This is a genomic window from Pseudarthrobacter sp. S9 (genome assembly GCF_050156545.1).
Classification (GTDB): Bacteria; Actinomycetota; Actinomycetes; order Actinomycetales; family Micrococcaceae; genus Arthrobacter.
In genome coordinates this window covers 11,424-32,917 of record NZ_CP189580.1, presented here as the reverse complement: position 1 = coordinate 32,917, position 21,494 = coordinate 11,424, and the positions used below count along the sequence as shown (strand labels likewise).

The 21,494-nt window shown below is 63.0% G+C and carries 20 protein-coding genes and 2 pseudogenes; 2 read left to right on the top strand and 20 right to left on the bottom strand.

All coding sequences use genetic code 11. The features are described 5' to 3' along the window. Window positions 1–70: 70 nt before the first annotated feature. Genes ACQCSY_RS25115 through mobC form a run of 3 tightly spaced genes read right to left on the bottom strand, consistent with a single transcriptional unit; the run spans window position 71 to window position 2,828 of the window. The gene (locus ACQCSY_RS25115) at window positions 71–859 is read right to left on the bottom strand and encodes a hypothetical protein (RefSeq protein ID WP_427136768.1); all 789 of its coding nucleotides are present in this window, start codon (window positions 857–859) and stop codon (window positions 71–73) included. 17 nt (window positions 860–876) lie between these two features. After that, window positions 877–2,436 carry a relaxase/mobilization nuclease domain-containing protein gene (locus tag ACQCSY_RS25110; RefSeq protein ID WP_427136767.1) on the bottom strand — a complete coding sequence of 520 codons (1,560 nt, stop codon included), beginning with the start codon at window positions 2,434–2,436 and terminating at the stop codon, window positions 877–879. Continuing rightward, the gene (gene mobC, locus ACQCSY_RS25105; RefSeq protein ID WP_427136766.1) at window positions 2,436–2,828 is read right to left on the bottom strand and encodes a plasmid mobilization relaxosome protein MobC; all 393 of its coding nucleotides are present in this window, start codon (window positions 2,826–2,828) and stop codon (window positions 2,436–2,438) included. Before mobC ends, ACQCSY_RS25110 begins: the two co-directional genes overlap by 1 nt. A gap of 203 nt (window positions 2,829–3,031) precedes the next feature. Between mobC and ACQCSY_RS25100 the strand changes: the two genes are divergently transcribed. Together ACQCSY_RS25100 and ACQCSY_RS25095 are read left to right on the top strand one after the other, a co-directional pair. Further along, the gene (locus ACQCSY_RS25100) at window positions 3,032–3,325 is read left to right on the top strand and encodes a hypothetical protein (protein WP_427136765.1); all 294 of its coding nucleotides are present in this window, start codon (window positions 3,032–3,034) and stop codon (window positions 3,323–3,325) included. A 227-nt stretch (window positions 3,326–3,552) separates the two neighbouring features. Further along, window positions 3,553–4,467, top strand: a complete 915-nt coding sequence (locus ACQCSY_RS25095; protein ID WP_427136764.1) for a restriction endonuclease — start codon at window positions 3,553–3,555, stop codon at window positions 4,465–4,467. A 283-nt stretch (window positions 4,468–4,750) separates the two neighbouring features. On the opposite strand, the pseudogene ACQCSY_RS25090 reads toward ACQCSY_RS25095, so the two are convergent. From ACQCSY_RS25090 to ACQCSY_RS25010, 17 genes and pseudogenes are all read right to left on the bottom strand, one after another. Beyond that, window positions 4,751–5,212: pseudogene (locus ACQCSY_RS25090) on the bottom strand (recombinase family protein); the annotation flags it as partial. A 65-nt stretch (window positions 5,213–5,277) separates the two neighbouring features. Continuing rightward, window positions 5,278–6,036 carry an IS21-like element helper ATPase IstB gene (gene istB, locus ACQCSY_RS25085; RefSeq protein WP_427133476.1) on the bottom strand — a complete coding sequence of 253 codons (759 nt, stop codon included), beginning with the start codon at window positions 6,034–6,036 and terminating at the stop codon, window positions 5,278–5,280. Further along, window positions 6,033–7,282, bottom strand: a pseudogene (gene istA / locus ACQCSY_RS25080) (IS21 family transposase). The gene istB and the pseudogene istA overlap by 4 nt, the downstream one beginning before the upstream one ends. 46 nt (window positions 7,283–7,328) lie before the next feature. Further along, window positions 7,329–7,478, bottom strand: a complete 150-nt coding sequence (locus ACQCSY_RS25075) for a recombinase family protein (RefSeq protein WP_427136763.1) — start codon at window positions 7,476–7,478, stop codon at window positions 7,329–7,331. A gap of 323 nt (window positions 7,479–7,801) precedes the next feature. After that, a complete protein-coding gene (locus tag ACQCSY_RS25070; protein ID WP_427136762.1) occupies window positions 7,802–8,941 on the bottom strand; it encodes a hypothetical protein in 1,140 nt (379 codons plus the stop codon). After that, window positions 8,938–9,420 carry a DUF4365 domain-containing protein gene (locus ACQCSY_RS25065; protein ID WP_427136761.1) on the bottom strand — a complete coding sequence of 161 codons (483 nt, stop codon included), beginning with the start codon at window positions 9,418–9,420 and terminating at the stop codon, window positions 8,938–8,940. The genes ACQCSY_RS25070 and ACQCSY_RS25065 overlap by 4 nt, the downstream gene beginning before the upstream one ends. 466 nt (window positions 9,421–9,886) lie before the next feature. Then, window positions 9,887–10,912, bottom strand: coding sequence for a zeta toxin family protein (locus tag ACQCSY_RS25060; protein WP_427136760.1), 1,026 nt, complete (start codon window positions 10,910–10,912; stop codon window positions 9,887–9,889). A gap of 14 nt (window positions 10,913–10,926) precedes the next feature. After that, window positions 10,927–11,415: a hypothetical protein gene (locus ACQCSY_RS25055; RefSeq protein ID WP_427136759.1), complete on the bottom strand. Its 489-nt coding sequence runs from the start codon at window positions 11,413–11,415 to the stop codon at window positions 10,927–10,929. A gap of 117 nt (window positions 11,416–11,532) precedes the next feature. Beyond that, on the bottom strand, window positions 11,533–12,120 hold the full coding sequence (locus ACQCSY_RS25050) for a DNA-binding protein (protein WP_427136758.1): 588 nt from the start codon (window positions 12,118–12,120) through the stop codon (window positions 11,533–11,535). Between the two features lie 125 nt (window positions 12,121–12,245). Further along, window positions 12,246–12,659 carry a ParB family protein gene (locus ACQCSY_RS25045; RefSeq protein WP_427136792.1) on the bottom strand — a complete coding sequence of 138 codons (414 nt, stop codon included), beginning with the start codon at window positions 12,657–12,659 and terminating at the stop codon, window positions 12,246–12,248. Window positions 12,660–12,663: 4 nt separating this feature from the next. Next, entirely contained in the window at window positions 12,664–13,479 is an 816-nt protein-coding gene (locus ACQCSY_RS25040) for a ParA family protein (RefSeq protein ID WP_427136791.1), read from the bottom strand. A gap of 142 nt (window positions 13,480–13,621) precedes the next feature. Then, window positions 13,622–14,578, bottom strand: a complete 957-nt coding sequence (locus tag ACQCSY_RS25035) for a DUF3560 domain-containing protein (protein ID WP_427136790.1) — start codon at window positions 14,576–14,578, stop codon at window positions 13,622–13,624. Between the two features lie 55 nt (window positions 14,579–14,633). Then, window positions 14,634–15,041, bottom strand: coding sequence for a hypothetical protein (locus ACQCSY_RS25030; protein ID WP_427136789.1), 408 nt, complete (start codon window positions 15,039–15,041; stop codon window positions 14,634–14,636). Between the two features lie 30 nt (window positions 15,042–15,071). Next, window positions 15,072–15,338: a glutaredoxin family protein gene (locus ACQCSY_RS25025; protein WP_427136788.1), complete on the bottom strand. Its 267-nt coding sequence runs from the start codon at window positions 15,336–15,338 to the stop codon at window positions 15,072–15,074. A gap of 621 nt (window positions 15,339–15,959) precedes the next feature. Further along, window positions 15,960–17,054 (bottom strand): hypothetical protein, encoded by a 1,095-nt coding sequence (locus ACQCSY_RS25020; RefSeq protein WP_427136787.1) that lies wholly within the window; start codon window positions 17,052–17,054, stop codon window positions 15,960–15,962. A 548-nt stretch (window positions 17,055–17,602) separates the two neighbouring features. Further along, window positions 17,603–18,292, bottom strand: coding sequence for a recombinase family protein (locus tag ACQCSY_RS25015; protein WP_427136786.1), 690 nt, complete (start codon window positions 18,290–18,292; stop codon window positions 17,603–17,605). 67 nt (window positions 18,293–18,359) lie between these two features. Further along, the gene (locus ACQCSY_RS25010; RefSeq protein ID WP_427136785.1) at window positions 18,360–21,311 is read right to left on the bottom strand and encodes a Tn3 family transposase; all 2,952 of its coding nucleotides are present in this window, start codon (window positions 21,309–21,311) and stop codon (window positions 18,360–18,362) included. Window positions 21,312–21,494: the final 183 nt, after the last annotated feature.

Here is a 21,494-nt window from a genome sequence, read left to right as displayed (position 1 = left end):
GTGGAGGGCACCGACCAAGTCCGGAATGAGTCCTGTTGGGCCTAGGTCAGCCCCCTCTTAGCCCTTCCGATTAGCGGCTCATGCCCTTCTGCAGGAGCTTCGTCTGGCCACTGGCTCCGTGCATCTTGCGGGCTTTCGGAGCCTTGCCGGAGGCCTTGGCAACGGCAGCACTTGGCGGCGTGCCCTGGTCCTGGTCGGCGCTGAGTCGTGCCTGCACGGCCTCGCGGTCAGCAACGCCTTCAAGGCTGGCAGCCAGCTCCTGGCGGCGCTCGGCCGAGTCGTACTTGAGGCCGGCCTCTTCGCGCAGTGTCTCGGGGCGTACATTCTCTTCCGCCGTGGCCTGCTGGCGGTCCCGGTCCTCGCGGTCTGCCTCTGCCAGCAGCTGAGCTGCCTGCGTTGTCTCTTCCCCCCCGGTGCCGCGTTCCTTATCGGCCTGCTCCCGGTCACGCTCTGCTTTGGCCAGGGCGGCCGCCACCGACGACTCATCAGCGCCCAGATTGTTCACGTCCAGCCCGTACCGGCGCTGCACTTGCTCCTTGATGGCGTCGGCCGCGTTGCGTGCCGCCGGGTCGTGGTCCTTCCACGCGGTGGCCGTTTCGTGGACGCGCTCAATGTCGCGGCCGCTGGCTGTGTCCCACCATCGGTTGTCCACGACCGGGGCGAGCTGTGCACGCGCTCCTGCACGCTCGGCATCGAACCGGGCTTGCAGTTCCTGCCCCTGCTGTTCCTCGGCCGCTTGTGCTCGACGCAGGGCCGTTTCGTGTGCTCTGGCCAGTTGTTCTCCAAGTCGCCCGGCGACGGTCAGCCCGACGCGGGACATACCCTCGATAGCTTCCTCAATGCCGTCTGATTCGCTCATGGTTTTCCCTCCTGGTGCTATCTCTCAATGTCCGGGCGGATGTTCCCGCCACGGGTGGTTGCGTGGATGCGTGCCTGCTCATACTTGGGCGACAGTACTGAGCCGGCGGCACGGGCTGGGGCCTGGCCCGCGGCGCTCATCCGCACAGCGTCCACCGCTTCACTGTCCACCGCCGGCACTGGTCCCGGAACACTCGGAAGTGAGGCAGCAACCTGGCTGAGCTGGTTGCGCACCAAGTCACTGATCTGGCGTGCACGGCGCAGATCGTTGGATGCCTTGTGCATGTCGTGGACGGCCTTGGAAACGTTCAGCAACTGGCGCAGCATGATTGCCTGAGCCGCCGTTCCGTTCCCGCCCGGGGTCGCCGCCATGAGCACTATGGAGGCACCGCGCGCGGATGGTCCAATGCTCTTGATGGGACGAACCGGGTAGCGGCGCAGCTGGGCCGTCTTGGACAGTTCATCGGCCGCAGCGGCCAGTGGCCCTGGCGTTGCCTCGGTGGCCGTTGACCAGGCTGCGAAAGCACCCGACGTTTCACGGGCCACGTGTGCCCAGGTGTCGTGCTCGTCCAGCGGCACGTTGCGCAGCGTCTCGCGCAGCTGTGCAATCTCCTCGCTGTATCGCTCCCACATCTGCGGGTCTGGTTCGTTCGCTTCCTTGCCGATGTTGACGGGCCGGCGGCCGCGTGCGGCGGCTCCCCATTCGGCTACGGCCTCGGTGGCCAGCTGTGGGCTATCGTTCCATTCCCTGCGCAACCGAGGCAGCGTCAAGTCCTTGGCCAGGTGGCCGCCGCCGTACCAGACGGGACGCGCGCCCTTGGGCGGACGTTCGGCCACGGAGTACCCCGCAACAACGTCGTCACGGCCTGCCGCGTAGCGGGGTTTGATCATCGCCCCGGTGCGGCGGAAGCGGCGGACGAACTCCGCCTCATCCTGTGCCGACGTGGCACAGGCGCGCACCTTGCGGGCCAGTGAACGGCGCTCCGGTTCCGGTGCGCCTCGACGCTCGGCCGCCTCGCGTTCACCAGGGCGCAATCCGCGCATCGCGTAGACCGGCGACAGCTCTTCCAACCCGTACTTCTTCTCCAAGGAACGCGCCGTGTCCTGGGCTCTCTTGAAGTCAAGGTGGCTGCTCCACTTGGTGCCGTCCTCACGCACCATGGAAGCAGCAATATGAATGTGGTCGTTGCCGGCCTTGCTGTGGCCGTGGCGAATTGCAACCCACGAAACGGGTGCCTTATCGCTAGCATCGGTAAATCCCATGTCGTCCATGAAGTCGTTGGCAATCTCTGCCCACTTCTGGTCGGTAAGGTCGCCTTCCTCTGCGCGCAGGCTCAGCGAGCAATGCCAGACGTGTCCGCCTTTGACCTCAACCCCGAGCACGTTCTTAGCCTGGTCCAACTCTCGCGCAATCGACAGCGCCGAGTCGCGGCCCAGCTCGTCGTCGTTGTGCCATGCCATGATCGGCGCGGAGCCGGCCACAAGATGCGGGTCTGTGTGCTCGTTGGCACGGCCCGGGCCTGCCAGGTACACCAGCAGCCCGGCCATGCGATCGCCCTTGGTGATGTTCGGGATCATCAGCCGACCAACCCGTCAACGATGCTGTTGATGCGTTCGGCCACGGCACGCACGCGGCCCAACGCAACGCGGGCTTCCTCCGGGAACTCGTCATTGGCGTTAGCGTGCCTGGCCAACTGGTTTACGTTGTTGGACAGTGCGGCCAGTAATCGGCGCGCGGCCATGAACTCGGTTGCCAGGGCGCGGCGCTCGGCCAGCGACTCGGATGACTGCGAGTAAAGGGCAGCGCTAACCAAGATCTCTGAGGGGCTGCGTCCCGTCCGTTCTTCCAGAACGTAGAGGCGGGTCCGCTCCTGCTCCGACATGGACACGCGCACGAACCGGGTCTGACCGTAGATGTTCGCACGGCGACGACGGTTCAAACGACGGCTGGAAACCTGTTCCTCAGCCACTGCCGTACCGCCTTTCCATGCCCAGCGCAGCGTCCCGGAATCGCCGGGATCACACCCCCAGTGTGACGCATCCTCGATACGAAGTCGAGGATCAAGCCTACTTATGGCACATAAGTATATAGCTTGCTCCGTGTCGCAACTCCATGCAGTCCCTTTCCGGCAGCCGTGGCGGGCTGCAAATCCGCTCGGCTAGACTGGGTGCCATGGCTACCCACATTGATGCAGACAAGATCGAAGCGGAGCTGCAACAGCGGCTCAACAACCGTATGGATTCCGTGCGCGCACTGGTGAAGTCTCGTCAGTCCGTGGCCGACGCCCGGGACAAACTAAGCAACGCCGAAGACGAAGACGCACGCCGCTACCAGGCCGCGCTTGGCGCGGGCTGGACCGCTGGCGAGCTGCGCGCTTCGGGTCTTCCGGAACCTGAAAAGAAGCTGCGTGTCCGCAAACGCGCAACACGTCAGCCGTCGTCCGGTGAATCCACGGAACACCACTAGCTGCCTCTCGCCCACCTGTGCACAGCAAAAGCTAAATCCTCCGGGCTTTTCCTGCACACACATGGACGACAGGGACCACCTGACCAGCTGCACACAACCGCCAGGTCACCACACGCGGGAACGTCACCACCGGGACCAGCGGATGCGCACAGCCTCCCTGCGCTTCCCCCATCGCGGCGTAAGCTAGCGGAAGTCCTGCCCCCTCACTTGGAGACGATGTTGACCGCATGAGCATTCCTGACTTCCAGACACTGATGCGGCCAGTGCTCGCGTACTTACAGGACGGTGCCACTCGCCGGTCACGGGACATCAAGTCGGCCATGGCAGACCACTTTGAGCTGTCGGAAACCGAACGTGCGGAGCTACTACCGAGCGGTCGTCAACGGACAATCGACAATCGCGTCGCCTGGGCTCTCACCTACCTTTCGCAGGCTGGTCTGGTGTCGCGTCCGAGCCGCGGGAACGTCACAATCACTGACGAGGGACGCGCGGCCCTGGATGCGAACCCCTCGCGGATCGGCATGAAAACGCTCGAGGCATACCCGGCATACTTGAAATTCAGAGACCGTACCCGTGAGAAAACACAGTCTGTCTCTGTACAGATCAACGATGAGCCGATCGAGGCAACGCCAGACGACCTGATCGAGCAGGCAGTAGCAACCAACCGCGCGGCCGTCGAGGGCGAAGTACTGCGGATGGCCCTGGCTCTGACACCAACCGGCTTCGAGGACCTCGTCATCCGGCTGCTGGCGCGAATGGGCTATGGCAAAGCCGGTTCAGTCGAACGCACCAGCGCCTCAGGCGACGCCGGCGTCGACGGAATCATCAGCCAAGATCCGCTAGGCCTCGACCGCATTTACGTCCAGGCCAAACGGTATGCCGAAGACAGAACCATCGACCGGCCCAGAATCCACGAGTTCGCCGGCGCACTACTCGGAAAACAAGGTGACAGGGGTGTTTTCATCACCACCTCAAGATTTTCTGCCGGCTCGATTCAAGAGGCCGAGCGAATCAATGCACGCATCGAACTAATCGATGGCCGGCGCCTAGCCGAACTCCTCGTCTCATACGGTGTAGGAGTTCAGACCGAGCAAACGGTGACGTTCTACCGCCTCGACGAGGACTACTTCGAGAGTCTGTAACTCCTCGCACCTGAACCACCGACTTAACCGCCGTTCGCGCATTTCTCTGTACATCCAGCACCTGGCAGACAGGACCAGATAGGGCGTTGCGCGCGGCTGCAACACGGTGATCAAGTCGACAAAGCACACGGCCAAGCACTTGGTGATCGCCGTGGCACGTAATCTCATCGATGAGCCCGATTCTCACCAACCCAGGATTCGGGGTGTGAGGATCGGTACGGAAATTCACGCTAAAGGACGTATCGGCGGTGATTCTGGCCATCGACGGTGAAATTTTGCGGTTCTAACTGGGGGTGTCGCCGGCGCGTTTGATGGAGCGGTAGACGGTTGAACGGGCTACTGCGAAGAGTTCGGCAAGTTCCGCTGTCGTGTGAGTTCCTGCTCGGTGGACGGAGACCAGGTGGGCTTCCTGTTTCTTTGAGAGCTTCGGTTGTTTTCCTCGGAGACGACCTTTTGCCTTGGCGACGGCCATGCCTTCTCGGGTTCGTGCCCGGATCAGGTCGGCTTCGAATTCCGCGACCATGGCCAGGACGTTAAAGAGGAGCCGGCCGACGGGATCGGTCGGGTCGTGGACGGAGCCTGCGATGCTGAGCTTGACTTCGCGGTGGGTGAGTTCATCGACTATGCCCTTCGCGTCGCGCAGCGACCTGGCCAGGCGGTCGAGTTTAGTCACGACCAGTGTGTCACCGGCCCGGCAGGCGGCCAATGCTTCCCTGAGCCCGGGCCGCGCCCTGTTGGCACCTGTTGTTAACGCCAACCGAAAATAGGACCAATAGTGCCATTTGAAAACGGGGCCACGGGGTTGTGGTTCTATTGTGCCGTACTGGCAGCGGGTTGGTGTTTTTTGAGCCGGTAGCTGTTGCCTTTGAGGCTGATGACGTCGGCGTGGTGGACGATCCGGTCGATCATGGCCGAGGCGATGGTCAGGTCCCCGAAGACATCGCCCCAGCGGGCGAACGGGAGGTTGGACGTCAAAATCATGGACGCGTGTTCGTAGCGGCTGGAGACAAGCTGGAAGAACAGGTTCGCGGCGTCCTGGTCAAACGGGATATAGCCTACTTCGTCAATTATGAGGAGCCCGTAGCGGCGTAGCTTGACCAGTTCCTGGGCGAGTTTCCCGCGGGAATGAGCCTCCTGCAGCCGGGCGACCCAGCCGGTCGCGGAGTCGAAAAGGACCCGGTGCCCGGCCTTGGCCGCCTTGATGGCGATCCCGACCGCGAGGTGCGTTTTGCCGGTACCGGGCGGCCCGAGCAGGACCACGTTCTTGGCCTCGGAGAGGAACACCCCGGTGCCCAGATGCGCGATGAGGTTCCGGTCCGCGGAGGGTTGGTGGTCGAAGTTGAACTCCTCAAGGTCCTTGTGCGCGGGGAACCTTGCGGCCTTGATCCGGGTCGCCGCTCCGGAGGCTTCGCGTTCGGAGACTTCACGGGAGAGGACCGCGGCCAGGTACTCCTCATGGGACCAGCCGGCGTCCCGGGCCTGGTCGCCGAGACGGCGGAACCCGTCGCTGATCCGTGGTGCGCGCAGAGCCCGGGCGTAGTACTCGATCTGTGACGGTGTCCCGGTCATGACGCCGTCTCCAGCAGCCCCGCCGGCTGTTGGCCGAGGTCGATGCCAAAGATCTCATCATAGGCGGCCAGATCCCGCACCTGCACAGATTCTGGCGGTTCGGGGCGGTGGACTCTTTGGGTCCGGAAGTCCCGGCGCATCACCGCCGCGCGGGCCACGTGGGTCGGATCGGTCACCACCAGATGCCGGGCCCAGACCCGGACGTGGGTAGCGATGATGACGCCGTCATGGGTGACCCAGACGGTGTCCAGATCAGCGACGACATCCACGATCCGCCCAATGAACGACGGGTCCACGGAATAGTCGTTGGAGAACACCCGCACGTAGTAATCCCGCGGCAGCCGCACCGCGTTGCGGAACATGGTCTCCGGGCTTACCGGCGGCAGTTCCCGCATCCTTTCCCGGTCCAGGACGATCAGCTCGTCAGGGCGGCCGTGGCGGGACCGCGAGTACCGGTGATTGGCCTTGGGCAGCCAGTCCTCCAGCTGGCCGTTGAAATCCGCTGGTGACCGGAAGTCCCGGCCCGGCATGAAGCGTTGCCGGAAGAACCTGTTCATCCTCTCGACCATGCCCTTGGACTCCGGATCCCGCGGCGGAAGCAGCTTGATCTCCAACCCGAGGGACCCGGCGAACGCGGCCACCGGCTGGGTGGGCCGGCGCCTGCCGATGCCGGACTCGTTGTCCCACAACAGCCGGGATGGAACCGCCTGCGCGTCCTGGAGCAGAGTCCACATTCCGCCCAGAAGGTCCGGCGTCGTCCGTGAGGGCAGCATTCGGGCCTGGATGAATCCCGAGAACGCCGAAGTCATCACCAGCACAGGAGGTGTATCGTTCTGGCCCGCACCGATGGGCAGCGGCTCGGCTCGTGCGGGAACCAGAGATCGCACTGGACCTGGAACCCCGGCTCGTGGACCAGACGATCGGCCGGGTCCGGCGGGGCGTATTCAGGCCGGATCACGGCGACCTTCGTTCGGAACAACGACGCGGAACCAGACCAACCCACCCGCTCCGCGAGCGTTGCGGCCGGCATCGTCGGCGTCTTCACCAACAGCTCCCGCACCCTTGGAGCAAACGCATCAAAACTCGACACTCCGGCCGCCCGCTGGTACTTCGGCGCCCGGTCCGACTCCAGCGCCCGGTCCACCGTTCCGCGGGAAACACCCACGATCCTGCCGATCTCACGCTTAGAGTGCTTGCCCGTCGAAAACAGGTGGCGTATCTCCGCCCAATCATCCAAATTGATCACCTTCCATAATGGTCGGTGGCCCTGTTTTCAGTTGGCGTTCCTGGCCCTATTTTCGGTTGGCGTTAACACCTGTGAGGCCCTGGTCGGTGAAGGTCTTCTCCGGCGTCACCCCAAGGGTAACCAAGGCATTTTTCTGGGCGGTGAGGTCTTGGTCGTTGGTGGATACGCGGGCGTATCCGATGAGGAGTCCGGTCATGGTTTTGAATGTACCGGTTAGCCCCCCTTCACCGGGCATTTTTGCGGGCGGGTCTTACGGGAATCGGAGAGCTGCGGAAACACACGGATCTTTAGTCCGGAGAATTCTGGTTGCGCTTGCGCCGCTGGGGGACCGGCTTACGGGCTCCGGATGGGCGCATAGAGCCCGCGCACACAGTTGAGTTTCTGGATAGGAAATGAATCGTCTCCGCCAAAGCGCAGACTCTGCTGTGCGCGCGACCCCACAGACCTCAGAAAAAGCCAGCCAAACTCCCGAGCTCCAAGAACCACTGCATCGCGGATCAACGGTCCGTGGGGTATGTCTTAACTGAAAAGCCCCGGAAGACCTGCGAGCAGGTGAAAATCATCCACTTCTGTGAAGCGGAGAGCTCGGCCTGGTTCCCGATGCAAGATGCCGGTGGCAGCCACCATCCGCCGGTCGGTGTTGGCCTCGCCTGCGATGTGGTAATCGGCGTCATTGAGATCGATCGTGATATTTCGGGCTCTGTCGCTGTCGAGAGTACGCAGGGTAATCCGACCTACTGCGTCGTCTTCACCTCGATCGAGTCTCTTCACGTAGCCAATCACTGTTTGACGGCCAATGACTGGCTCGCCCTTGAGAACGCTCCCCACACGACGCAGCAGGGGCAGGGCCTCACTATCGAGATTCACGGACGCGGGAGCCGATGAGGCTGGGAGTCGTTCTGCCCACGTAAAAGCTACGTCCAAGGCAGTAATGCTCTCCGCCTCGAGCGTGTTCGCGACGGCCTCGCAGAGTTCGGAAGAGACTCCGGCACCAACTGCCTCGGTGATCCGGCTTCCAGATGGCACAGTCGATCCATGGGTCAGCTCACGTAGCGCGGTAAGTCCTTGCGCGAGCTTAAGCATGGCGCTGCGCGCGAACGGCTGGTAGGTCACATCCTCGAACAAGACGGCGTCGTCCGCATCGTCCGGCTGGAGGATTGGCAGTCGGCTGATAACCGGGATAACGTAGCTCCCACGCCGAGTCTGCCCCATCCGAACCGTGCGGGCATGGTCACGAGCCGCATCCGGAAGGCTGTGGCCATAGTAGCTCCGCGGTTGCAGCGCCGAGTTCGCGGAGGCCTGCATCGAGCGACGAACGGAATCAATCAGCGTCGACGCATCGCCCAGGGGTATCGAGTCATCTATATGCCCCGAAGCCCGGAACTCTGCGATGTCCGATCCCGACTTAGCGACCGCGAGCAGTACCCCTGCCCTGTCCGTTTCGTAGCTGTTGGCCAGCTGATTCAGCATCTCCGACCAACGCAGGGTGAAGTCCGGAGATTGGGCAAGCATCGGAACCATAACGCCGGTCGTGTCGTTCTGCCAGCGCTGGGCGATATCGCCCAATGAGGCCGTCCGAGTCCAGCCGTGGATCCGAAGCCACTCAGTGACGTCAGCGGGCAGCAAGGCCTGGCTGGTCAGGATCGTGTCGTCGGTCATTGGACCCACCTCGCGGCCTGAGCATCCATCATGGCCTGCATTGCACCAGGCGTCAGGAAATTTCTTAGGGGCACCTTAAGGCGGATGGTCGCAGCGTTCGAGGTTGATGGCATACCGAACAGCGGGAGATAGTAGGCGGAGCGGGTGAGGCTGGTTCCGTCGTGATCCATGACATGCCAATCCGCCGTGTCGTCTGCGACGACGATTACCGCAAGCACGCCGTAGCCTGACCTCTGCTGGGAGCGCAGAAGGTTGTAGGTGCGGACATCGAGGTCGTGTATGAGGCAGTCATTTTGAACCTCGGGGTTGCTCGTCGCCTTTAACTGCAAGTCGAGTGTGTGTTCGTTGCTGTGAACCGTCATGTCCACGCCACGCTCGTCATCTGCCACGATTTCGTACGTGAAATTGGCAGCTGCGGCGGCCGCGACCACCCAGGCGCGGCTGAACCGCTCCTTCTGCTTCGGTGATCCGTCTACCACAATCGGACTATATCGGCAGGGAAGGCGGGAACGCTTGAACTTGCCAGCGACACCATCGACGGACATGACGAGATCAGTGCTGGAAGCGCAGAAGTCGATCCGTCTACGGGCCGGATAGCAGAACGCATGATGACCGCGCCCAAATTGGCAGGAAACTCACCATCTCGAAAAGGCCAAGGCAAGAAGCGGAACATCTCATGACTCATTGGAATATCCTCACATCCGGAAACTTCAAGCCCTAACCAGCCGTGCTCCGTGAAGGATCGGCTTACGGGCGCGTGCGCACATTCCAAGCTGTTATCTCCCGAAATCTTTGCTGGCTCGCGTCCGGGTGTTGTGGCACGTGGTGCGGGTTGTCAATGTGCCCCTGACGACGCTCAGGGTCTCGTCGTCAGTCGTAGGTTCGCTTCGGTTGTGACCGGCTCTTCTGCTCCTGGACCTGGACGCCTTCTTTGCCCTACATAACCTATCGTCCGAGGTCTCTGCTAGTGGACGGCCGGCCCTTGGCCGGTCCGGTACGCGCCGTTGCTGCCGTCCGGACGGCAGCCAGAGTGTCGCCGTCAACCAGCGGGCCGTTCGGCTTTGTACGGCCGTGCTTGGATTCCAGCACGGGGCCGGAATGCTGGTCGGTCACGCGGTACACCACGTATTCACTGACACAGCCGTAGTCGGCGGCGACTGCGGCGGCGTTGGCTGCACACTTGGACTCTTTGTCTTCCGGTGTGGTGAACAGTGAGGCCGGGAATGATTGAGGAACCCAGCGTCCGCCCAGCTCGACGTCGCTGGGGTCTTCGGCCGTACCGTTTTCAGATGCCAGGTAGCCTCGTTGCCATCGCCCCAGGGTGCGCGCTTCGCTGAACTCCTGGGTTGTTTCGACGTCGGCCACCATCACGTCGTAACCGGCGGCTGCGAGTTTATCCAGCAGCATTCTGGCTTGCTTCTCGTTGCCCAGGGTTCCGTCGATGATCACGTTGTCACCGCGCTTGACGGCCTCGTTGGTGGCCTTCTTTGAGAGTATGGAGGACTCATTGTGGACCAGGGCGGCCAGCTCGCGGGGATAGAACTTCTCCCCTGCCGTTTCCAGCTTGTGCACTTCGTCCGGCACCAGGTAACTGTCATAGCTGCCGTCCTGGCGGGCCTGCTCCAACAGGAGGTCTTTGAAGTCGTCCGCGTTGATCACCAGCCAGTGTTCTGGCTGCGTCCGCTTCTCCTTGATGAGCGCATTCTGCGCTGTGGACTTGCCTACACCGGGAGGGCCGGCCAGGACGATTGCTTTCTTGTCCTTGCGCACCTCGGGGTGCGACTCCGTAAAGCGTGCCAGGATCTCCGTGTGGACCTGCCGGCGGACGTCGAGCGGCGTTCCCCGGCGCACGTTGAACCATTCGGGGTTCTGGCTGGTGGCGTGCTGGCTGTGGGCCGTCAGGGGTCCGCCGTCTGCGCCCAAGCGCTCCAGATGAGCGCGGTGTACTGCGGCCTGTTCTTCGGTAGTCACGCTTTACAGGGTAGTCATTCGGATGCGGGAACTTCGTCTGAGGCGTCCAGAATAAGGTCATAGGCCTCGCCGTCGATGAGTCCTTCATCCCGCGCCTGCCCGACTTCTTCAAAGGAGCCGGGCGTGTCTGGGTACGGCGTGGATTCCCACTCAGCCTGCGCTGCGGCCAATCCTTCGTTCTTCACATAGGGCCACGCGGACAGTTCGCGGATCAACGTTTCACGGTCAATGTCGCCGGCCGCGTAGCGCTCTGCAATTTCGTAGGGACTGGCTCCGCTGAAACCCTCCGGGATCGGCTTCACTCCCCTGGCGTCCGCCTGTGCCAACAGCTGGCTGACGGACGGCTGGGCGATACCCAGGGCGCGGGCAATGTCGCGCTGCCCGGCTCCCGCCTCCACGGCGGAACGAACGGCCCTGATATAGTCCAGGCCGCCCAGTTCCCGGCGTGCCCGGGCCCGCCTGGCATTGACAAGTGCGGCTTCGGGACTGGTGGTAATCGTCATATCAAACCTCCTATATAGGTAAGCCTATCAGTGGCCGATAGGCGTGTCACTGGTGGTGAGCTGGTCCGCCCGCGGGGGGGCCCGGTGGCCACTTGTCGGGGGCGTCTCCCCGGGGGGTCAATCCTTCTGCTTGCGGATCGCGTCCCGCAGGTCGTCGCGCTCGGCCAGGAGTCGGTCACGTTCCGAGACGAGGCGGTCACGCTCCCCTTCGACGGCCTCAGCACGAGCCTCCGACTTGTCGGCCCGGGAACGCTGCTCCGCCAGAGCCTCTGAGGCCGAAGCGGCGTCCGCGGCTGCCTGATCGCGCTCGGCGGCAGCCTGATCCCGGATGGCAGCCGCCTGCGCCCTGGCCTGATCGCGCTCGGCCTCTACCTGCTCAACCTCTTCCGCCAGCGCCCCCCGTTCGGCCTCTACCTGCTCAACCTTGGCTTGCCAGCCTGTACGGGCCTCCGCGAATTCGCTGCGAGCCACCGCCACGGCCTCGCGCCACAGTGCAGCGAAACGCGCCTCAACGGCAGCCGGCGGTCCGGGCACCGCTTCGGCCTGTGCCTCCCGCTCATTCCACGCCCGCGCCGCGTCGGCGGCCACAGTCATGCGTACGCCGGACCGCTCCCGCACGGCGCGGGCAGTGACCGGGGCGCCTTCGGCAGCCAGGACCTCGGCGGCCTCCAGGGCGCGCTGTTCCGGCGTCTGCTGTTCCGTCATCTGCTTCTCCTTCGTCGTGGGAAACGATAGTTACTATGTTTCTCGTTTCCCATGTTACCATTGATGGCGCGCCGCCATCCCTTAAATGGAGGGCTTGGTCGTCACAACGCCAGCCGGGGTGGGCGTCAGCTGCCTAGCGGCTTTCCCTGGGGGATCTCGCGCGCGGCCAGGGGCGGCCATTCCTCGCCACCGTTGTAAGTCTTTTCCAGAGCACCAACCTTCTCGTCAATGGCGGCGTTGATGAACTCGCTCAGCGAGCGGTAGCGGGTGTGCATCTGCGTGTTCAGGTACGCGGCGCGCATCCGGTCGGCATCCTCTTCCAGCTGGTAGAAGCTGGTCTTCTTCGCGGCTGCCTTCGCCGGCCGCGCGGCCTTAGTCAGTGCCGGAACAGCAGCCGGCGCAGGGGCGGCCGACTGGCCGGCCAACTCGCTCACGACGTCGCCTGCAACTGCCTTGCGCAGCCTGGTCGGGCCGGGAGTTCCCAGGGCTGCCATGGCTTCCTTGTCCGGGGCGCTCCCCCGACGGCGATTCTCTGCCATGGTCCTAGTTCTCCTTCGTGATGGTGCGTGCGATCTCTTCTAGCCGGTCCAGCAACTCGCGCCCGTTCGGGCCGTAGTTGCGCAACGGCACGGCAGCCGAATTCGCCTTGGCGAACGCCTCACGTTCGGGCAGGTACGGCGGCAGCAGCTGGGGGCCGTAGTCAGCTTCCAGCTTCTCAATCCATTCGGCTTGGTCGCTCTTGCGCTTGCTCACGCGGTTAACGATGATGCCGGCCAGGGACAGGCCCGGGTTGAACAGGCTGCGGACGCTGCCCAGGGTCTTGACGATCTCCGACAGTCCCTCGACGGATGATGCGCGCGGTTCCGTGACCAGGAGGGCGCTGTCAGCGGCCACCAGGGCGTTGATGGTCAGCTGCCCCAGCGACGGCGGGCAATCCAGTAGAACGACGTCATAGGCCTCCGTGGCTCCGTCGAGGGCGATCCGTAACCGGTGTTCCCTTCCCATCATCTGGTCCTGCTCGCGGCCGGCGAGGGCGCGCTCGGAGGCTACCAGGTGAACCGCCGGCCATTCCTGGCCCTTGTCGGCGTCGGCCTGCCAGTCAGAGCTGGCGTGAACGGCCGCATCGGCCATGACGCCGGGGATAACCTCGTTGCCCTCTCCCCCGGCCAAAACGTCGTTCAGCGTGAACTCGGCGTCGCTGACTCCCAGAGTGCTCGTGGCGTTGAACTGCGGGTCAACGTCAATAAGCAGCACCCGCTTTCCCAGCCGGTGGGCAAGAACTTCGGCCAGGCCCGCGGTGACGGTGGTTTTACCGACGCCGCCCTTCTGGTTACATACGGCAATGATTTGCGCGCTCATATAAATACCTCCAATACTTCTATTAGTAGCGTTAGGGGTGGAACTGTCGAGCACTTCCGCACCATTCCGCCATTGTTAAGCGGATTCTACCCACAGCCTCTTATACTTCTAATAGTAGTATTAGAAGTATAAGAGGTCAATCCTAGAAGGCTGCCGGCTGGTGTCCGGACAGCTCGTGATAGGGGACGGTGTCCGTCCAGCTGCCCCCGATCATGGAAGGGATGGTTACCGACTTGCGGTTGACGCGCCGGACTTCGTACCAGCTGCCCCGAAACCTCACCTGGTCCCCTTTGTTGACGGTCTCGGGGCCGTAGCTGTTGGCGTGGCCGGCGGCGATCTGCTCGGCCCGTACGCCTTCCCAGTGGTTGATCTGGTCGGCCAGTTCCTGGATGCGGGCCCGAAGGCGCTGGGCCTCTTCCCCCTGGGCGCCGTCGTGGTTCTCGGTGTAGCGCTGCTCCCCTACCGTGAACAGTGTCCGACTATGGCCGTTGAGCTGGCGCTCTGCCCGGCGCTGGTCGGCCTGTAGCGTCTCAATCCGGTTGGCGACGGTAACGGGGTTGTATCTGCGCACGGTGGCCAGGGCTGCCGTCTCGGCCCGCTCGGCTGCCTGCGTGGCCTCGGTGCCGGCGTCGATGGCCCTGCGCGTGGCTCGGTCCGCCCTGGCGATTGCGTTGCGGTGCCGGCTCTCTGAGTGGTGGCCGATCTTGATAGGCTCCCCGCCTTCGGGCAGCCGTGCGTCTGCTGCGCGTGCGCCTTCTTGCGCCCGGTCGGCTGCTGCCGCCCGGCGCTCTGCCTTGGCGGCCAGCGCTTCGGCCCTCTCCCCTGCGCGCCTGGCCTTGTCCTGCTCGACCGCGGCCGCCGGCCGGGCGGTGTCGTCAATGTCCACTTCTACGGTGAAGCCGGCTGCGCGCAGCTGCTCAGCGGTGCCCTTGATGATGTGGCCACGTGCGGCTCGGTCGCGGGTGTTGGGCACATACCAGGTACCCAGGTTGCGGGACCAGCGCCAGCCGTCGGCCTTAAGGATGGTATTGGCGCCGTCGCCCTTGGCGGTGCCCTGGATGAGTGTTCCCGTCTCGCGGGAGTGGGTGATGATCGTCATTGCGCTTTCCTTTCAAAAAGTACCTCTAACACTTCTAATAGTACTATTAGAAGTGTTAGAGGTCAAGGTTTCTATAATGGGGCCGTGCGGTGACGTTGCCGGCACCGTAGCGGATAACGGCGGGGAGGTGGCCAGTCGCGGTGGCCACTAGGCGGTCGGCGGCACGGTCCCTCACACCGTCGTCGCCGGTCCATTCCCAGGAGCTGTAGCGGGCTGCGAGGGTGTCAATGTCGGCTTCCGTCGGGCCGGGGACAAGGGCGCACGTAATGGTGGGGGAGTAGTAGCCGTCAAAATCTGCTGATGTCGGCCGGTAGCCGATTTCCCAGCCGATCACGGTTTGCGTGATGCCGGCACCGTTGGCAGCGCGGACTGTGAAGGTGGTTCCGGGGTGGGTGGCTTTGAGGTCTGCACGGATCAGCCGGTTGGTTTCCGCCTGGGTGAGTTGCTGCATTGTGTCGTTCACTGTTTGCCTCTTTCGCTTCTATTAGAACTGTTAGTGGCCTGCGGCGGCGAGTGCTGCGGCTACCTGGTCAATCTTGTCGGGCCGGAATCCTGACCAGTGATTTTCGTCGTCCACCACCACAACAGGGGCTTGTGAGTATCCGAGTTCTTCCGTGATGTATTCCAGCGCTGCGGGGGAAGTGGTGACGTCCACGGACTCGTAGCGGATGCCCTTCTTGTCCAGCGCCAGGTACGTCATGCGGCACTGCGGGCAACTCGGCTTTGTGTAGACCGTGACAACTACTGTTTCTGCGTTCATGGCAATCTCCCCCCGGCTTCCCTTTCACTTCTAATAGTACTATTAGAAGTATTAGAGGTCAATGGTTTTCCTTGATTTTCCGGGCCTTTTCTTCTCCGTGCTTGGTCTTGGTGGTGTCGTTTCTGGCGTGCGCGGCGCTCGGTAGGTGCGGAGTTAGAACGGATAGAACCTCAGCGCAAATCCCCCAGCGCCTGAAAACTCATCCCGCCCGGTGGTTCCTGTGCGTGGTCAAGGTTATCTGCGGCCTGCCTCCCTGTGTCGTCCAAAGCTGAAAAAACCCGGCCCAGGCGGCGGGGGAGCCGGCCACGGTGAGTGGTGGACCATGGGGAACTGCGCCGTCAATGATACTTGCTAGACCGAATCTCAAGAGGGAGCACGAATGGGCAAGGCAAGCCGGCTAAAGAGCGAACGCACGCAGGTCACCATATTGCTCAGCTCTCGGATTGACGAGTCGTGACCGCGCGAGCAGCAGGAGTGCCGGAGGTATAAGCCCCTCTCAGGAAGCTGTGCACATTCGCCGGTCCCGGTGGTGACGTTCCCGCGTGTGGTGACCTGGCGGTTGTGTGCAGCTGGTCAGGTGGTCCCTGTCGTCCATGTGGGTGCAGGAAAAGCCCGGAGGATTTAGCTTTTGCTGTGCACAGGTGGGCGAGAGGCAGCTAGTGGTGATCCGTGGCTTCGGCGGCCGGCGTCGAAGATAGCCCGGATCTGCGCCAGAGCGGTGACCTTAGCGGGAGTGTCGCCCTGGCTGAGCCGGGCCGCGCCTTCTGCCTGGCGTTCCAGCACCCGACGGCGCTCGGCGTCCTGTTGCCGGCGTTGCTCTGCGTGGCGGTCGGCTGCCTGCTGGTCACGGGAGCGGAGCGGTTCGCCGGCATCCGTGCGCCAGACTCCGAGACGGTGACGCAGCCAGCCGCGCATCCGCCAGGGCTCCCGGGTATCGGGTGCACCGCTGTGCGGCCACTGGGTACCGTCAGGCATCCAGTCCAGAGCGTGCCGGACGTCAGCGACAGTCCAGCCGGCCAGGAAGAAGTCTCGGCACGAGCTGGCGACGTCCTTGGACGTCATGCAACGCAGCGGAAAACTCCGGTTGCGAATCTCGGCAGCGGCGGCCACACGCTGTATCCGGCGTCTTGGCGTCCGGTGCGCTGGCCACTGGATTTCCGGCCGCCATGGCGGCCGGGCGGTAGGTGCGCCGCCTGCGCCGCCTGCGGCGCCTTCGACAATGAGTCGTGGCGGAGCCATGTCGTGAGTGAAGTTTTTTTCTCGTGCGCGTGTATGGGTTAACTCTTTCTTATTAAGGTGAGAACCGCCTAGGGCGGGAGGGGTGCCAACTTTGCCCACAAGCGCCAGCGGCGAGGGCGTGCACAGCACGTACACGGCTGCTTCGTTGATGCGTTCCCCGTCGGGTCCGGCGGCAGCGTACTTGGCCTGGCGGCCTGCCGCTACGCGGCCGACTATTCCCCAGGCAACCAGAAGCCGCAGGACACGCGCCACGGTCGTTCTGGACGTCCCCGTGGCGGTTATGAGGGCTTCCCAGCCGGGGCGGGTAGTCATCGTGTCATAGTCGGCGCGCTCGATCAGGGCCCGGAGTACGGCCGCGATGGTGGCCTGACCGTTGCGGTTGCGTGCGGCGTAGGACTCATGGTGCAGCAACGCTGCCATGGTCTGCCGCCCGTGGGCGGCCCGCACGCTGCCCTTGGGCACGGCGGCCAGGACCACGGCGGAGTCATTTTCACGGGCACGGTTGACGCGACGGAGGCGCGGATATGGTCGCGATTCACTGTCGTTTAAAGCGCGCGCATGTACACTAGAGCCCATGCAGTACCTTTCTGAAAAGAGGGTGTGACTGTGGGAGCCCTTCACCCGAGAGCCGCCAAGCAAGTGGGTGTTGAGCTTTATAACTTCAGAAGAAGGCCCGCCTCACGGCGGGCCTTCTTCGTTTAAGAGGCGATGCGGCCGATAGGCAGTTCCCCCTGGCCAGTAACGGTCGCCATGTCAATGGCAGCGAGCTTTTCAGCAACGGCATGAGCAATGAACTCACTAGCTGACTGCCCTTGATGATCCGCTACAGCGAACAATTTTTCTGCGTCTGCAACGGGGAGCCGGGTAGTCAGAACGTGACGGTCCCCTTTAGAAGGTCGTCCTCCGCGTGCGCGTTTCTGAAATGCCATAACCCTCACGTTAGTTTCTGAAACGCCGGGAGTTCGGCATACGGTGCGGCGTGTCGGAACCGGCAACATCTAGAAGGGGTCGCTACAGAAAACGGATTATTTTGTGTCATAAGGAGGGGATATTCCGGGTTTATGCGGCACAATATGTTCCGTTTTCCGGGGGCTGGATTTACGGGTGTTGAGGAGTTGGTGGGCGGCGGGGCGTAGTTCTCCGGTGGGCGAGACATAGCGGTAGAGGGTTTGACGGGTGATGCCGAGTTCGGTGCAGAGCTCGCTGATTTTGGTTTCGGGTTGGCCCATCGCGGCGGCTGCGAGTCTGAGTTTCGCGACGGTCATGGTGTAGGGGCGGCCGCCTTTGCGCCCTCGGGCGCGCGCTGAGGCGAGCCCGGCTTTGGTGCGTTCTGAGATGAGCTCGCGTTCGAATTCCGCCAGTGCGGCGAAGATCCCGAAGACGAGTTTCCCGGCGGGTGTGGTGGTATCGATTGTGGCGCCCTGGCCGGTGAGGACCTTGAGGCCGATGCCGCGTTCGGTCAGGGAGTGGACTGTATTGACCAGGTGATGCAGGTTCCGTCCGAGACGGTCCAGTTTCCACACCACGAGGGTGTCCTCGTTGGCACGGAGCGCTTTGAGGCAGGCGGTGAGTTCCGCGCGGTCGTCTTTGTTGCCCGAGGCCTGGTCTTCGTAGAGGTGTCCGGCGTCGACGCCGGCCACCAGGAGCGCGTCGCGCTGCAGGTCCATGGTCTGGGAACCGTCTGTTTTGGAGACCCGCATGTACCCGATCAACATCGGTTTTCGTCCTGTCGTTTGTATGGTGTGCTCAGTGGTTTCCCACGGCTATTTGGAGCATCTTTGGTTAGCGAGGTGTGGAGCGGAGGGGTCTGAGTTTGCCGGGTTTGGTGGTGTGGCGCCAGGTGTAGTCGCCGGTGAGGTTCAGGTGTTCCCACCCCAGGGGCGAGAGGTTTTTCAGAAGGTTCGGGTCTGGCGGGTTGCCGGCCTGGGTGAGGGTGGTGACGGCGTGGTGGGTGTAGATGGTGTTCCAGTGAACGATCGCCGCCGTCAGCAGCGTCAGACCGGAGGCCCGGTAGTTTTGCTGTTCGAAGGACCGGTCGCGGATTTCGCCGAGGCGGTTGAAGAACACGGCGCGGGCGAGGGCGTTGCGGGCTTCGCCTTTGTTCAGCCCTGCTGTGACGCGCTGACGTAGGTCTGGGTCCTGGGCCCAGTCCAGGATGAACAGGGTCCGTTCCATGCGCCCGTATTCCCGCAGCGCTTTCGCGAGGCCGTTTTGGCGGGGGTAGGAGCCGAGTTTACGGAGCATGAGGGACGCGGTCACGGTGCCGTGTTTGATCGAGGCTGCCAGTCGGAGGATCTCTGGCCAGTGCACGGCGATCATGGAAGTGTCGATGGTCCCGCCGACGATAGGCTCCAAGGCCTCGTAACTGGTTTTATCGGGGGTGTAGATCCGGGTGGTATCGATGCCACGGATCCGTGGGGCGAAGCGGTAGCCGAGCAGGGTGGTGAGGGCAAAGACGTGGTCAGTGAACCCTGCGGTGTCGGTGTAGTGCTCGGTGACTTTCAGTTCTGATTCGTGGTGCAGAAGTCCGTCGATGACATAGGTGGCGTCCCTGACCCCGACGTTGACGAGCTTCGCGTGATACGGGGAGTACTGGTCACTGATGTGGGTGTAAATCATTCTGCCCGGTGATGCACCGTATTTCGGGTTGATGTGCCCGGTCGCTTCGGCCTTGGAACTGGTGCGGAAGCGTTGACCGTCCGAGGACGAAGTGGACCCGTCGCCCCAGTGGTGGGCGAAGGGATGTGCTGCTTGGGCGTTGACGAGCCGGGCCAGGGCAGCGGCGTAGGTTTCGTCCCGGATGTGCATGGCCTGGGTACGCAACATTTTTGAATACGTCGCACCGGTGCAGGCTTCGGACATTTTGACCAGGCCGAGGTTGATGCCGTCGGCCAGGATCGCAGTCAGTAGCAAGGTTTTGTCTTTGGGTGGGGCACCGGTTTTCAGGTGGGGGAAGTCATCGGTGAAACCGGTGATGGCATCGAGTTCCAGGAGCATGTCCGTGATCCTCGCCCTGGGCAGCATCCCGGATAGCTGGGTGACCAAGTCCTTTGCTTCTTCGGGAACGATGGTTTCCAGGGGTGCTGTTTTCAGGCCCAGGGTGCTGATCGAGGCCTCCGGCAACTCGCCCGCGGCAGCGAGCCTGTCCACGATGGCCAGTTGTTCGTTGAGTAGGTCAACCCGGTCGGCCAGGTATGTTGCGGGGTCGGCGGCGGCCGGCAGGGTGAACCGAGCACCCTCACCGGCGCGGAAGACCTGGGGTGGGATGAGGTAGTCCTCGAAGTCTTTGAACTGCCGGGACCCCTCCACCCACACATCCCCGGATCTTAGGGCGTCTTTGAGGCGGGACAGTATGCAGAGTTCGTAGAAGACCGGGTCGATGCCGGCTTCGGTGAACACCAACGGCACCCAACGCCGGGACACGAACCCTTCGGGGGCGCCATCCTGGATAGTCCTGCTGCCCCCGCTACTGAGCCGGCGCAGCACGTCCACACCGGCCATGAGGTCCGCTGCGGCAGGTGCTGCCCGGAATACCAGTTCATCCAGGAAACCCGGCCAGTATCTGCGGACCATTGTTGAGCTCTTGGCGATCCCGGCCAGGAAATCGAATTCCTTCGGCCGCGCCAACGCCTGCGCCGCGATCACCTCGGCAGTAAAAGCCTCCCACCCCAGGACCGTGTCGATGTCTTCGAAAGGGTCCGTGCCGTTCTCCCGGGCGTCAAGAAGGAGCTGGCCCACCCTGCCCAGGAAGCGGACCTTGTCGTTGATCTCCCGCCCTGACTGATGGAATTGTTCCTTGTGGCGGTTCCGGGCTGAGGAAAACACTTTCGTAAAGATCTGATCATGCAGATTGATGACCTCATCGATGACCGTTGCCATGGACTCCACCGCTACGGCAACCAGGGTTGCGTAACGCCGGAATGGTTCGAACTTCCCCAGGTCCGACGCGGTCATATGGGCGCCCTCTTTGGCCAGGCGCAGCAAACGGTTCTGATGAACCCGGAACCGCACACCATCCGGCAGGCCCAGATCTTTCCACCCTCGCAGACGGTCCAGGTGCTCGCGCATCTGTTTCGAGTTCGGTCTCGCCGGGGACTGCCGCAACCACACCAACATGCTCACGTCCCGTTCCGGGGCAATCTGCAGCAAACCGTCCAAACGCCGGCGGTGTCCCGCATCCAGGCCCTCGGTCAACGCCGCGTAAACAGCCCTGTTCGCCCGGGTGATCGCTTCGGAACAGATCTTCTCCACCACCGGCAACGCCGGCAACAACACCTTCCGGCGCCGCAACGAGACCACCAGTTCCTCGGCCAGCACGGCCCCGTGATCGTTAGCCATCGCGGAGGCGGCTAGGGATTCCACGGCCGGCTCGTGGTCCGCGGCAGTGAACGTCACGAAACCGAACACCCTCTGAAGCTCCAGAACATGCCGCCGGCTGGTTGCCGCCCCCCGGTCATACCCACCCCATGCCTCGGCAGGCACTCCCAACTGATCCGCCAGGAAAGCCACCACATGCGCTGCCGGCGTTTCGTCCACGCCCAGGACGATCCCGGGATACCTCATGTAGGCCAGCAGGACAGCGAAACCCAGCCGGTTTGCAGTGCCGCGGCGTTCGTGGATCAAGCCAACGTCACGCTCACTCAACCCGTACAAGCGGTGAAGGTTTTCCTCCCCGGACGGAACAGCAACCAAGCCCTGCCTCTCCGCAGCCGACAACACCGAACGACGAGGCATCCAAGAACTCCATCCACACCCCAGCCCGACAGGCAGTCACATAACCAAGCAAAAGAACCTTTCAAGGAGCATACTATAATTAACGGGTTATGTGACAAGTGGGGTGTGGTGTCCGGGCAAAGATCGGCCAGTCACTTAATCGATCGAATAAAAGACACCCCGGACCAGGGGCACCTCGAGAGC